This window comes from Enterococcus sp. AMC2644 (assembly GCF_058216475.1).
Map to the genome: position 1 here is coordinate 2,297,113 of NZ_CM177095.1, position 12,029 is coordinate 2,309,141.

16 protein-coding genes are annotated in these 12,029 nt (G+C 35.4%); 15 read left to right on the forward strand and 1 reads right to left on the reverse strand.

Annotation, left to right across the window (positions count from 1 at the left end; all coding sequences use genetic code 11):
* The first annotated feature begins 4 nt into the window (after nucleotides 1-4).
* From AC4BC5_RS11210 to rplS, 4 genes are all read left to right on the forward strand, one after another.
* A complete protein-coding gene (locus AC4BC5_RS11210) occupies nucleotides 5-199 on the forward strand; it encodes a DUF2273 domain-containing protein (protein ID WP_490495473.1) in 195 nt (64 codons plus the stop codon).
* Between the two features lie 23 nt (nucleotides 200-222).
* On the forward strand, nucleotides 223-768 hold the full coding sequence (locus AC4BC5_RS11215; protein ID WP_490495474.1) for an Asp23/Gls24 family envelope stress response protein: 546 nt from the start codon (nucleotides 223-225) through the stop codon (nucleotides 766-768).
* A gap of 37 nt (nucleotides 769-805) precedes the next feature.
* A complete protein-coding gene (locus AC4BC5_RS11220; RefSeq protein WP_490495475.1) occupies nucleotides 806-1,051 on the forward strand; it encodes a GlsB/YeaQ/YmgE family stress response membrane protein in 246 nt (81 codons plus the stop codon).
* Between the two features lie 534 nt (nucleotides 1,052-1,585).
* A complete protein-coding gene (gene rplS, locus AC4BC5_RS11225; protein ID WP_069699980.1) occupies nucleotides 1,586-1,933 on the forward strand; it encodes a 50S ribosomal protein L19 in 348 nt (115 codons plus the stop codon).
* Nucleotides 1,934-2,317: 384 nt separating this feature from the next.
* Here the strand turns inward: rplS and AC4BC5_RS11230 are convergent, their stop codons facing one another.
* Nucleotides 2,318-3,079 carry a DeoR/GlpR family DNA-binding transcription regulator gene (locus tag AC4BC5_RS11230; protein WP_490495476.1) on the reverse strand — a complete coding sequence of 254 codons (762 nt, stop codon included), beginning with the start codon at nucleotides 3,077-3,079 and terminating at the stop codon, nucleotides 2,318-2,320.
* A 184-nt stretch (nucleotides 3,080-3,263) separates the two neighbouring features.
* Between AC4BC5_RS11230 and rpiB the strand changes: the two genes are divergently transcribed.
* From rpiB to AC4BC5_RS11285, 11 genes are all read left to right on the forward strand, one after another.
* Nucleotides 3,264-3,716, forward strand: coding sequence for a ribose 5-phosphate isomerase B (gene rpiB, locus AC4BC5_RS11235; RefSeq protein WP_490495477.1), 453 nt, complete (start codon nucleotides 3,264-3,266; stop codon nucleotides 3,714-3,716).
* 14 nt (nucleotides 3,717-3,730) lie between these two features.
* On the forward strand, nucleotides 3,731-4,381 hold the full coding sequence (gene fsa, locus AC4BC5_RS11240; RefSeq protein WP_490495478.1) for a fructose-6-phosphate aldolase: 651 nt from the start codon (nucleotides 3,731-3,733) through the stop codon (nucleotides 4,379-4,381).
* A gap of 34 nt (nucleotides 4,382-4,415) precedes the next feature.
* A complete protein-coding gene (locus tag AC4BC5_RS11245) occupies nucleotides 4,416-5,165 on the forward strand; it encodes a triose-phosphate isomerase family protein (protein WP_490495479.1) in 750 nt (249 codons plus the stop codon).
* Between the two features lie 3 nt (nucleotides 5,166-5,168).
* A complete protein-coding gene (gene dhaM, locus AC4BC5_RS11250; protein WP_490495480.1) occupies nucleotides 5,169-5,549 on the forward strand; it encodes a dihydroxyacetone kinase phosphoryl donor subunit DhaM in 381 nt (126 codons plus the stop codon).
* Between the two features lie 15 nt (nucleotides 5,550-5,564).
* Entirely contained in the window at nucleotides 5,565-5,993 is a 429-nt protein-coding gene (locus AC4BC5_RS11255) for a Lin0368 family putative glycerol transporter subunit (RefSeq protein WP_490495481.1), read from the forward strand.
* Complete coding sequence (locus tag AC4BC5_RS11260) at nucleotides 5,990-6,331, forward strand: Lin0368 family putative glycerol transporter subunit (RefSeq protein WP_490495482.1); 342 nt, start codon at nucleotides 5,990-5,992, stop codon at nucleotides 6,329-6,331. Before AC4BC5_RS11255 ends, AC4BC5_RS11260 begins: the two co-directional genes overlap by 4 nt.
* 27 nt (nucleotides 6,332-6,358) lie before the next feature.
* Entirely contained in the window at nucleotides 6,359-7,351 is a 993-nt protein-coding gene (locus AC4BC5_RS11265; RefSeq protein ID WP_490495483.1) for a dihydroxyacetone kinase subunit DhaK, read from the forward strand.
* Between the two features lie 114 nt (nucleotides 7,352-7,465).
* Nucleotides 7,466-8,128 carry a dihydroxyacetone kinase subunit DhaL gene (gene dhaL / locus AC4BC5_RS11270; protein WP_490495484.1) on the forward strand — a complete coding sequence of 221 codons (663 nt, stop codon included), beginning with the start codon at nucleotides 7,466-7,468 and terminating at the stop codon, nucleotides 8,126-8,128.
* Entirely contained in the window at nucleotides 8,125-8,931 is an 807-nt protein-coding gene (locus AC4BC5_RS11275) for a triose-phosphate isomerase family protein (RefSeq protein ID WP_490495485.1), read from the forward strand. The genes dhaL and AC4BC5_RS11275 overlap by 4 nt, the downstream gene beginning before the upstream one ends.
* A 4-nt stretch (nucleotides 8,932-8,935) precedes the next feature.
* Complete coding sequence (gene tkt / locus AC4BC5_RS11280; protein ID WP_490495486.1) at nucleotides 8,936-10,930, forward strand: transketolase; 1,995 nt, start codon at nucleotides 8,936-8,938, stop codon at nucleotides 10,928-10,930.
* 280 nt (nucleotides 10,931-11,210) lie between these two features.
* Nucleotides 11,211-11,828 carry an FMN-dependent NADH-azoreductase gene (locus AC4BC5_RS11285; protein WP_490495487.1) on the forward strand — a complete coding sequence of 206 codons (618 nt, stop codon included), beginning with the start codon at nucleotides 11,211-11,213 and terminating at the stop codon, nucleotides 11,826-11,828.
* The last annotated feature ends 201 nt before the right edge of the window (nucleotides 11,829-12,029 follow it).

Sequence of the window (12,029 nt, forward strand, 5' to 3'; positions counted from 1 at the left end):
TCACATGAACAGACTATTTCAACAATACCAATATCCGATAATAGGTGGAGTGGCAGGTTTGATCTTGGCGATTCTTCTCATCACTGTCGGCTTTTTCAAAACAATATTGGTTATACTTTTAACAATTCTTGGCGCGTATCTAGGTTTTTATTTGAATTCGATTGGTTTTTTCGATTCATTTAAACGACCTAAAATATAAAATAATTATTAGGAGGAATTAACATGGAAAAACAACCAAATGTACCAGTAGTACCAAATAAAGAAGTGGCACCAAAAAATATTACAGGAGAACTTACTTTTGATGATAAAGTAATTCAAAAAATTATTGGCATTGCTTTAGAGGAAATTGATGGCTTATTAACGGTTGATGGTGGATTCTTCTCAAACTTAGCTGAAAAATTAGTTAACACAGATAATGTAACATCAGGAATTAGCACAGAAGTTGGTAAAAAACAAGTTGCGGTTGATATGGATGTAGTTGTTGAATATGGTAAAGATATTAAAAAGATTTACGATGAAGTGAAAGAAGTCATTTCACGAGAAGTAGGGAATATGACACATCTTGATGTCATAGAAGTCAACGTAAACGTAGCAGACGTTAAATCGAAAAAAGAATATGAAGAAGATAGCCAAACTGTTCAAGATAAAGTAACAGATGCAGCAAGTACTGCAGGTAGCTATATTTCAAAACAATCAGCCAAAGCAAAACGTGGCGTAGATAAAGGGGTTAATGAAATTCAAGAACGTACAGAGCCCCGTGTAGAATAAACGCGATGGGTAAATGAGAGAAAAGGAGAGGAACAGCATGGGATTATTATGGTCATTAATTGTAGGTGGCATCATCGGAGCAATTGCAGGTGCAATTACTAACAAAGGTTCCTCCATGGGAATTATTGCAAATGTTGTAGCTGGGCTAATCGGTTCAGCAGTCGGACAATCTTTACTAGGTAGTTGGGGACCAAAACTTGCTGGTATGGCACTTTTACCTTCAATTATCGGAGCAGTGATTGTTGTAGCAGTCGTATCATTCTTTACTCGAAAGTCTGCATAAGGTCAGTTAATTCCCCAAAATTCTTACTCAATAGGAAGTAGAATTTTTATAATAGAGGTGAGTAGTTTATTGAAAAGTAAGCTACTCGCTTTTTATTTGTCATTTTGTATAGATGTAAGTATTTCAAAAAATCAATTGGTTGTTACAGAGATATCTATTTTGGTTTAAATAAAATTGTCCCACAAGCCGTAAACGATAGGTAATCAATAGATGATGGCAGATAGCTCAAAAACTAATAAGAGAAAATAAAAAATGAATTGTTAAGCAATGTCTGAAAATTACTTCATCTGGATAGGAAGATCTACTAGTAAATACCAAGCAAAGTTCACTATCAAATGAAATACTTAAGTGGTAGTTATTTGAATGCTTTTTAGGTAGAATAGTAGAAAAATAAGAATGACAAGAAAATTTTCTTTACACCATTTATGAAGTATGCTAAGATGTTTCAGTGAGTGTAATGCTCAACTATTACAATATTCCGCTGAAGTGGCAAAATACTTTATGAATATTTGGAAATAAGGAGAATGATAAATTATGAATCCATTGATTCAAGAACTAACTCAAGAACAATTACGTACTGATATCCCAGCTTTCCGTCCTGGAGACACTGTTCGCGTACATGCGAAAGTTGTCGAAGGTACTCGTGAACGTATCCAGTTATTCGAAGGCGTTGTTATCAAACGTCGTGGTGCTGGAATTAGTGAAACTTATACAGTTCGTAAAATTTCAAATGGTGTCGGTGTAGAACGTACATTCCCATTGCACACTCCACGTGTTGCACAAATTGAAGTTGTTCGTTACGGTAAAGTACGTCGTGCAAAATTGTACTACTTACGTGCATTACACGGAAAAGCAGCTCGTATCAAAGAAATCCGTCGTTAATTTTTTATTATCAGACAAACGAGAAACTCTTGTTAAATCAAGGGTTTCTTTTTTTTGTTCTTTTTCTTGACGTATGTATAAGTGCTCTCTGTCAACAAGAATTGATGAGTTGGTTTGAGGGAAAGAGTCCCTTGTACAACAACCCCCTATTCACCCATCACGAGCTATACGAGTCGAATAAGTAGATTCAACAAATTCGTTTACAATCTAATTATAAAAGAAAAGACTGCAGATTTCATCCAGCTTCTTGGACGTTATCTGCAGTCTAAATCCTTGTTAAATCAAGGGTTTCTTTTTTTATGTTAGTTTAATTTGAATTTATTGTCTCTCGCTATGATTATTAGTTAATTGTTAATGCTGATTTTATTTTGCAATACGATATTTTTAAATAATAGAAATATTCTTGTAAGTGGATATTGTCTCATCAGTTAATTTGCCATCGCTAATTAGTAGTTGAATATCTTGTAAGTCAGCAAAATTTATAATAGATTTTTTACCAAATTTTGTACTATCAATAAGAGCAATTGTTTGATCTGCTTCTTTAATCATCATTTTTTTCAACTCTGCTTCATACATCTTAAAATCTGATAAACCATCTTTAGCTGAAATTGCATAACTAGAAGTAAAAAATGTATCAATATTAAATTTTTTAAGCAAGTCAAGGCCTAGACTTCCTTCAACTGAATTTGAATTAGCAGTTACAACACCACCTAGAATAATGACTGTAAGTTGATCATTTTCTTTTAATAGATTGGCAGTTCTTAAACCGCTTGTTAGAACGGTTAATGGATCAGAAAAACCTAGAAGAAGTTGTGCAAGTTCATAACAAGTTGAACTCGCATCCAATAAAATACATTCATTGGGATGAATGTAGTTAAAGGCTTTTTTCGCAATGTTCTGTTTTTCTACTAAATTAACACTTTTGCGAATGTCATATGCTCGTTCCGCTTCCGTAATAACTTTATCATCATTTTTTGTTGCACCTCCATGTGTGCGAATGAGAAGATCTGTTTCTGCTAGTTTATTTAAATCACTTCTTATAGTTGCAGCAGATACATTGAGACAGGTAACTAAATCTTTTACTGTAAGGGAATTTTGTTTTTCTAATAACTCTAATATTTTTTGTCTGCGTTCATTTGTAAACATTATCGACTCATCCTGTTCTAAATTTTATCATGCTTTATTATAACAAATGATTTGAAAGTAATCAATAAATCGACTTCACTTATCGAAAGAAAACGAAAATAAATGAAAAGAATAGAAAAATAATGTTGACTTATAGAAAATATATGATAACATTTGATTATAAACGAAAGGAAGGTGCAAGCAAATGAAATTAGCGGTTGGTGCAGATGTTAATGCATTTGATTTGAAAGAAGAGATTAGAAAATATTTAGAAGACGAAGGGTTTGAAGTTGTAGACTATGGTATTTATAGTTCCGATCCTGTAGATTATCCTGCAATTGCTGCAAAAGTGGCAGAAGGAATTTTAAACAATGAAGCTGAGCGAGGAATTTTATTCTGTGGAACCGGAATTGGTATGGCTTTAGCTGCTAACAAAGTAAAAGGAATCCGCGCAGCACAAACGCATGATACATACTCAGCTGAACGCGCAGAATTAAGTAATCAAGCGCAAATCATTACAATTGGTTCAAAAGTTGTAGGTGTTGAGCTAGCAAAGGAAATTGTAAGAGCTTACTTATCAGTAAACTTTTCATTTGAAGGTTCAGGAGCAAATTCCGCTAGAAAAGTAAAAGAAATCATGGAAATGGAAAATAGATAGAAAGGAAGAGCTAAATGAAATTTTTCTTAGATACAGCAAATATTGAAGAAATTAAACGAATTAATCAGCTAGGTTTAGTAGATGGGGTTACAACAAATCCAACAATTATTTCTAAAGAAGGAAAAGATTTTGAAGAAGTTATTAAGGAAATTTCCCAAACAGTCGAAGGGCCAGTAAGTGCGGAAGTAATTTCTCTAGAAACAGAAGGAATGGTAAAAGAAGCAGAAAAGATTGCCAAATGGGCTAGTAATGTAGTTGTAAAAATTCCAATGACAGAAAGTGGACTTCAGGCAGTCCATGTTCTTTCAAAAAAAGGAATTAAAACTAATGTGACGTTAGTCTTCACTGTTGCACAAGGATTGATGGCTGCGAAGGCTGGTGCAACTTATGTAAGTCCATTCTTAGGAAGATTAGATGATATTTCATCTGATGGATTAGCACTTGTTTCTGGGTTAAGACAAGTATTTGACCGATTTGGGTTTAAAACAGAGATTATTTCAGCAAGCGTTCGAAATATTCAACACGTTGAAAATGTTGCTTTAGCTGGCTCTCACATTGCAACAATACCAGGGAACTTATTCCCTAAATTGTGGAGTCACCCGTTAACTGATTCAGGAATTGAAGCATTCATGAAGGACTGGGAAAATTTTGAAAAAAATAAATAGACAAACATCAATAAAGAGAGTGCCAATTGTTGCAATGAGTTATAAGAACTACTTAAATGTACCACAAGAGGTAGCGAATCTTGTTAATGATATTATCTTAGGTGTTAAAGAGTATACTTCAATGGAATTTTTCTTATTTCCAAGTATGGGAACAATTGAAACGATAGCCAAGGTATGTGAAGGAACAAATCTAGGCTTTGGCGTACAAAATATAGCACATCAAAAAAATGGTGCATATACTGGTGAATTTTCTATAGAAAGTTTACTTGCAATTGGTGGAAAATATGTAGAGTTAGGTCATTTTGAAAGAAAAACAATTTTTCACGAGACGAATCAGCTGATAAAAGAAAAAATTAAACTTGCATTATCACAAGAGATTATTCCAGTTATTTGTGTTGGAGAGATAACACAATGTGAGGATCAACAACTTGAATCATTTTTGATGAACCAATTAGAAGAGTTGTTATCTGATATTCCTTTGCATGAAGCTCAAAATATAATTCTTGCTTATGAACCTGGTTGGGCAATTGGTCAGGATCAAACTGCAAGTATTGAACATATTCATAAAGCACATGCTCTTATTCGTGAATGTTGCCAACAATTGTTCAATTATTCTGTTGCGCAAAAAATTCGCATTATTTATGGAGGATCTGTTTCTATGTCTGGGGCAAGTGAAATTGTTAATCATCCTGATGTGGATGGGGTATTTGTTGGACGTTTTGGACATAAAGTTGAACAATTTTTGGAAATTGTTCAACGCGTTAGTCAAATGAAGGAGGAGTAGCTGTTGGATGGAATTTTATTAGTTTCCCATAGTAAAAAAATTACAGATGGATTAAGAGAAATGATAGAAGAAATGATTGGTGAGGATAATCAATTCCCCTTGTATTCGTTAGGAGGTACAGAGGACGGTCGATTGGGGACAGATGCACTGAAAATTCTTTCTTGTATAGAAGAATGTAGTGATAGTGAGAATATTTATATTTTTTGCGACATTGGAAGCGCTTTTTTAAGTGCGGAAACAGCAATAGATATGGTGTCAGATGAATTGAGGGAAAAAGTCAGTTTAATGGACTATCCATTAGTTGAGGGTGCTTTTGCAGCAGCAGTTCAAGTATCCATTGGTCAATCAAAAGAATTAGTTTTACAGGAACTGAATAATCTATAAAGGAGTGTTTTTCTGATGAAATTTATTCGATCATTTATCGGTTATATGATAGCCGGTGTTTTAGTTATGGCAGTATGGGGATCATTGACACAAGCGGGTGGAATTTTTGGAGGGTATTTAGCAGCAACTATTCTTGTAGGCCCTCTTTGGTTTATGAATCATTATATAAATCTTGTTGATAATAAAAATGATGCCGCTTTCGTAGACATGGGACTGGCAATTGGTGTGTGTGGTATTTTTCGAGATATGTTTTTAACTGGTTCTCAAAGTCTTATTGATTCATTGCCAACAATATTGATTGTTTCTTTGGGGGCTATTGCCGGTGGTCTTGTAGCAGCAGCAGTTGAAAAAGACATGGCGAAAGAAGAAGTTGCTGTTTCTGAAATAGAAAAAGACAAAAATGAGTTTGAAAAAATAGATGCACAAGGAGGAGTAGAAATATGACCTTAGCTATTGGTATTGCAACGTTTGCCGGTGGATTTATATTTCCGTTTTTTATAAGAATGTCATGGGGGAAAATGGTTGATGTTTGGGGCCCTATCGGTGGTTGGATGGCAGCTGCTTTCATTACTGGAACAATTTGGACGCTAAATCATGGTATTCAGACACCTATGATTTTTCAATCTGGCGTATCTTGGGTAGATATGGGGTTAGCAGCTGGAATAGGTTGCTGGGTAGCTACTGCAAGATTAGGAATGAGTAAAAGTAAATCAGTAAAAAACTTAATTGCTGCAGTTTCTGGCGGCATAGTAGGGGCAGTATTATTGTCCATGTTTTTATAAAATAGAAAATTGAAAAGAGGGAAAAAGATGAAACGTTTAGTGAATGATGGATATGATGTAGTAGAGGAAATGTTAGAAGGATACGTACATGCAAATAAAAAATATGTACATTTAGATAATGAAAGCCATAGAGTAGTGGTAAGCCGTTTAATGAGTGAGGAGCCTCGGGTGCGAGTAATTGTTGGAGGTGGCTCAGGGCATGAACCTTTATTTTTAGGATATGTTGGGAAAGATTTTGCTGATGCAGCAGTTGTTGGAAACGTCAATACTTCACCTGCACCAGATGCGTGTTATCGATCAGTTCAGGCAGTTGATTCTGGTAAAGGATGTATTTTTTTATACGGTAATTATTCTGGAGATGTGATGAATTTCGACATGGCAGTTGAAATGGCGGCTGAAGATGGTATTCAAGTAGAAACAGTTTTTGTGACAGATGATGTATGTTCAGCAAAGGAAAGACAAAACCGTCGTGGCATTGCTGGTGATATTCCTGTATTTAAGGTAGCTGGTAGTGCTGCTGCAAAAGGGTATGATTTAGACAAAGTAACTCGTTTGACACAAAAAGCAAATGACAATACTTATTCGATGGGAGTGGCTCTCTCTTCTTCTACATTGCCTGTTACTGGGAAAGAAATCTTCTTTATGGAAGATGGTGATATGGAAATTGGTATGGGTATTCATGGTGAACCAGGCCTAGAGCGAAGAAAAATTGATCCTGCTGATAAAGTTATTGATGAAATTATGGATCATATTTTGGCAGATTCATCTTTGTCTAAAGAAGATGAAGTTTATGTACTGTTAAATGGTTTAGGTGGACTACCAGTAATGGACCAATATATTTGTTATCGACGAGTTTTCCAAATCCTAGAAGAAAAAGGAATTAAAATTCATCGATCTGAAGTAGGTAATTATGCAACATCGATGGATATGATTGGTATGTCAGTAACATTAGTTAAATTAGACGAGGAAATCAAAGAATTGTTGGATGCACCTTGTGATACACCATATTACAAGATTTAAGTTTAATGAATTGGTAATTAATAATGATTATAAAACTAACTATAAAATCAGGGTAGCTTTATTAGAGATTAAATTACTTCTCTTGATTTTTTAGAATACATGGAGGCTTGAATAATGAGTAACGAATTATATCTTGACAAAGATTTTTTTAAACAATCATTACTTGATATGGGAATATTAGCAGAAGAGCAGCGTGATTATTGGACATCATTAGACTCAGATATTGGAGATGGAGATCATGGTGTAAATTTGAGTATTGGCTTTCGTGGAATCACTAAAGAAATGGATCAATTAATTTCTTCTACAAAAGATATTAGTACTTTTTTGAAAAAAGCTGGAATGATTTTACTATCAAAGGTTGGTGGAGCTTCAGGTCCATTATATGGTAGCTTTTTTATGAAAATGGGAGAAACGGTTAATGGAAAAAATGAAGTGAATTATCCAGAATTCTTAGGGATGTTACAGTCTGGTATTGCAGCAGTTCAATATAGAGGGAAAGCCGAAGTTGGTGATAAAACGATGATAGATGCATTTATCCCAGGACTAGAAGTGATCAATGAATTTTCGACGGAAGAATTACCTCCAGTCCATTTTGAAAAATTTGTCCAAGCGATGAAACAAGGTGCTGAAAGTACAATTCCTTTAGTTGCAAACAAAGGAAGAGCAATGCGTCTAGGAGAACGTGCCATCGGGCATAAAGATCCAGGATCCGAATCTTCTTGGATGTTAATGGAGGTTTTTAATAAAAATCTAAAAGTTAGAAGTGATATACAATGAACAAGCGAAAACCTATCGTAGCGATGAGTTGGGCTATGAGACAAAACAAAAGAGAGGACGCAATTTCCTTTGCAACAGCATTGATTCAACAATTAAATCAAGATAATGAGGTAGAAAAAATTATTTTTCCTTCAATGGGTACGTTATCCGCAGTTTCAGAAATAACGAAAGAGACAACTATTGAATTAGGGGCACAAACAATGTCTGATAAAGCACATGGAGAGTACTCTGGTGAATATTCTGTTGAATCTCTGGTTGATTGCGGTGGAAAATATGTGGAAATTGGACATTGGGAACGTCGAGAACTATATGGTGAAACAGATGAGCAAATTAATCGAAAATTGAAATTAGCAATAGACTATCATATTTCTCCGATTTTATGTGTAGGTGAAAAAGAAAAAGATCCAGATAAATTACCATATAGTCAGTTGAAAAGGCAATTATTTAATGCATTATTAGGTGTACCAAAAGAAGAATTAAATCATGTGATTATTGCATACACTCCTCGGTGGGCAGTTGGAAAAACACTTGCAGCTAGTGCTCCCCACGTACATGAGGTCGGTCAGTTAATTAGATCTATTCTAGAAGAATTTTATCCCCAAAAATTTGTTGAAGACGTACGTGTTATTTATGGTGGGTCAGTAAGTCCTGAGAATGCACGATTAATAACATCTAATGATGCAATTGATGGCGTTTTGGTTGGGCGTTTTGGTAGTGAACCACATCGCTATGCGGAAGTCGTTTCAGTTGTTGAAGAAAATAAATTAGAAAAAACAGTAAAAGTTTTAGATAGAAAGAGGTAATCAAATGTTCGACAATACAGATCAACTTGGAGTAAATACTGTTCGTACATTAAGTATAGAATCTATTCAAAAAGCCAAATCCGGTCATCCGGGATTACCTATGGGAGCTGCACCCATGGCTTATACTCTTTGGACAAAATATTTAAAAGTAAATCCAGCGACCTCTACAAACTGGGTGAATCGTGATAGATTTATTCTTTCAGCAGGACACGGTTCAGCGATGCTTTATAGTTTACTACACCTATCAGGATACGATGTGACACTTGATGATTTAAAACAATTTCGTCAATGGGAGAGTCGAACACCTGGACATCCAGAAGTGGGGCATACTGATGGTGTTGAAGCGACAACTGGCCCATTAGGACAAGGAATTGCAATGGCTGTTGGGATGGCAATGGCTGAAGCACATCTAGCAGCAACATATAATCGTGAGCAGTTCAATGTGATAGACCATTATACTTATACTCTTTGTGGTGATGGTGATTTAATGGAAGGTGTTTCTCAAGAAGCAGCTTCAATGGCCGGTCATTTGAAATTAGGTAAATTAATCGTGTTATATGATTCAAATGATATTTCTTTAGACGGTCCAACTTCAAAAGCCTTCACAGAAAACGTTGGTCAACGTTTTGAAGCTTACGGTTGGCAGCATATCCTTGTAAAAGAAGGAACAGATTTAGCAGCTATTTCAAAAGCAATTGAAGAAGCACAAGCTGAAACAGACAAACCAACATTGATTGAAGTGAAAACAGTGATTGGTTTTGGTGCACCAAATGCAGGTACCTCTGCTGTCCATGGCGCACCATTAGGAGCAGAAGGCATCCAAGCAGCGAAAAAAGCGTACGGATGGGACTATCCTGAGTTTGCTGTACCAGAAGAAGTGGCGGCACGTTTTAAAGAAACAATGGTCGACAAAGGTGCTGAGTATGAAGCAGCTTGGAATGAACTATTTGCAGAATATGAAACAGCTTATCCAGAATTGGCGAGTCAATTTAAACAAGCCTTTGCTGGTGAACTTCCAGAGAATTGGGAGGCAGAATTACCAACTTATGAAGTGGGCTCAAGCCAAGCAAGCCGTGTATCAAGTAAAGAAATGATTCAAGCTTTATCCAAAGCTGTTCCTAGTCTATGGGGAGGATCAGCCGATTTATCAGCTTCAAACAACACGATGGTTGCAGCGGAGAAAGATTTCGAACCAGGACAATACGAAGGACGAAATATTTGGTTCGGTGTTCGTGAATTTGCGATGGCAGCTGCGATGAATGGGATTCAATTGCATGGTGGAACACGTGTCTATGGTGGAACCTTCTTCGTTTTCGTAGATTACTTACGTCCAGCAGTCCGTTTATCTGCTATTCAGAATGTTCCAGTAATTTATGTCTTAACACATGATTCAATAGCAGTTGGTGAAGATGGACCAACTCATGAACCAATTGAACAATTAGCGAGTGTTCGTTGTATGCCAGATGTTCATGTCATTCGCCCAGCAGATGGAAACGAAACGCGTGCAGCTTGGAAAATTGCAGTAGAATCAACAGATACACCAACTATTTTAGTATTAAGTCGTCAAAATCTACCTGTTTTAGAAGGAACAAAAGAACTTGCTGATGAATATGTGGCTAAGGGCGGTTATGTATTATCACCACAAAAAGGAGAGACTCCTGAGGGGATTTTGATTGCGACTGGATCAGAAGTTTCTTTAGCTATAGCTGCTCAAAAAGAGTTAGCGATTCAAGGAAAAGATGTTTCTGTAGTTTCTTTACCAAGCTTTGACTTATTCGAAGCACAAGATGAAGTATACAAAGAGTCTATTTTGCCTAAAAAAGTAACCAAACGTCTAGGTATTGAAGTAGCTTCGACATTTGGTTGGGAGCGATATGTAGGAACAGAAGGAAAGATGATTGGTATTAATCATTTTGGTTCATCGGCTCCTGGAGATAAGATTATGAAAGAATATGGTTTCACTGTTGAGAACATTGTAACTGTATTTAATAACCTTTAATCTATACGATGAAGATGAAGGTAAATAGTAATATTAATTGGGAAAGAGTCAATGTACAATTATCGTTTTCCAACATACTATTATTTATTTTAAGAAACTGATATCTTTCTAACTTCGTAAAAAAAGACAAAGGTCGATAGAGTTCTTAATAGGACTACAAATTGTCCACCTTTTTATATAAGAAAAAAATTATACTGTACGAATACTTATTAATTGTAAGTGGAATTAATCTATAGTATACTAGCTTCTGTTATAACTTATTGAAAAGGTGGAAATTGATTTGAAAAAGATTTTAGCTGTTAAAGCAAATAATCGCCCGGATGGCGTCTCTGCAAAAATGTTTGATACGTTTGTAGAAAATTTAGATAAAAATAAAGTGGAAGTAACAACATTTGATGTTTATGCACAATCAATGCCTTATATCGGTCAAACATTATTTGATTCATTTGGCAAATTAGCACAAAATCAAGAATTAAATGAAGAAGAACAAGCATTAATGACTATTCGTCAAGAAGTAATGGATAAATTTGCAGCAGCTGATACAATTGTTTTTGCTTTCCCAATGTGGAACTTAACCATTCCAGCAGCTTTGCATACCTTTATCGATTATATTTTCCAAGCAGGTTTTACATTCTCTTATAATGAAGATGGTTCAATGAATCAATTATTAGCGGATAAAGAGATTGTTCTATTGAATGCTCGTGGTGGCGTTTATTCAGGTGATATGAGTGTGATGGAAAATGCTGTTACTTTTATGGAAAAAGTATTTGGTGGCATGTTTGGTATGACAATTACTGAAGAAGTAATTATTGAAGGTCATAATGCGGACCCTTCAAAAACGGCTGAGATAATCGCCGATGGAATGGAACGCGTTGCCACAGTAGCAAAAAAGTTTTAAGATAATAAATCGGGATCTGTGACATAAGGCAAAACAAGACGAAAATATCCGAACAAAATAGAATGTTAGCCAAACTTCTATTGTTCGGATATTTTATTGTTAGTCAACTTATGTCGCAGTCCTATTTTTTATATAGAAGAAATCACTTAATTGGATGAATGACAAAGATAAAATAATTAATGAAGGATAATGGACGCCCCC

What these genes read in the sequence shown, in the direction of transcription:
- AC4BC5_RS11210 (WP_490495473.1), top strand. Translation starts at nt 5, where the DNA reads ATGAACAGACTATTTCAACAATACCAATATCCGATAATAGGTGGAGTG.
- AC4BC5_RS11215 (WP_490495474.1), top strand. Translation starts at nt 223, where the DNA reads ATGGAAAAACAACCAAATGTACCAGTAGTACCAAATAAAGAAGTGGCA.
- AC4BC5_RS11220 (WP_490495475.1), top strand. Translation starts at nt 806, where the DNA reads ATGGGATTATTATGGTCATTAATTGTAGGTGGCATCATCGGAGCAATT.
- rplS (WP_069699980.1), top strand. Translation starts at nt 1,586, where the DNA reads ATGAATCCATTGATTCAAGAACTAACTCAAGAACAATTACGTACTGAT.
- AC4BC5_RS11230 (WP_490495476.1), bottom strand. Translation starts at nt 3,079, where the DNA reads ATGTTTACAAATGAACGCAGACAAAAAATATTAGAGTTATTAGAAAAA.
- rpiB (WP_490495477.1), top strand. Translation starts at nt 3,264, where the DNA reads ATGAAATTAGCGGTTGGTGCAGATGTTAATGCATTTGATTTGAAAGAA.
- fsa (WP_490495478.1), top strand. Translation starts at nt 3,731, where the DNA reads ATGAAATTTTTCTTAGATACAGCAAATATTGAAGAAATTAAACGAATT.
- AC4BC5_RS11245 (WP_490495479.1), top strand. Translation starts at nt 4,416, where the DNA reads ATGAGTTATAAGAACTACTTAAATGTACCACAAGAGGTAGCGAATCTT.
- AC4BC5_RS11255 (WP_490495481.1), top strand. Translation starts at nt 5,565, where the DNA reads ATGAAATTTATTCGATCATTTATCGGTTATATGATAGCCGGTGTTTTA.
- AC4BC5_RS11260 (WP_490495482.1), top strand. Translation starts at nt 5,990, where the DNA reads ATGACCTTAGCTATTGGTATTGCAACGTTTGCCGGTGGATTTATATTT.
- AC4BC5_RS11265 (WP_490495483.1), top strand. Translation starts at nt 6,359, where the DNA reads ATGAAACGTTTAGTGAATGATGGATATGATGTAGTAGAGGAAATGTTA.
- dhaL (WP_490495484.1), top strand. Translation starts at nt 7,466, where the DNA reads ATGAGTAACGAATTATATCTTGACAAAGATTTTTTTAAACAATCATTA.
- AC4BC5_RS11275 (WP_490495485.1), top strand. Translation starts at nt 8,125, where the DNA reads ATGAACAAGCGAAAACCTATCGTAGCGATGAGTTGGGCTATGAGACAA.
- tkt (WP_490495486.1), top strand. Translation starts at nt 8,936, where the DNA reads ATGTTCGACAATACAGATCAACTTGGAGTAAATACTGTTCGTACATTA.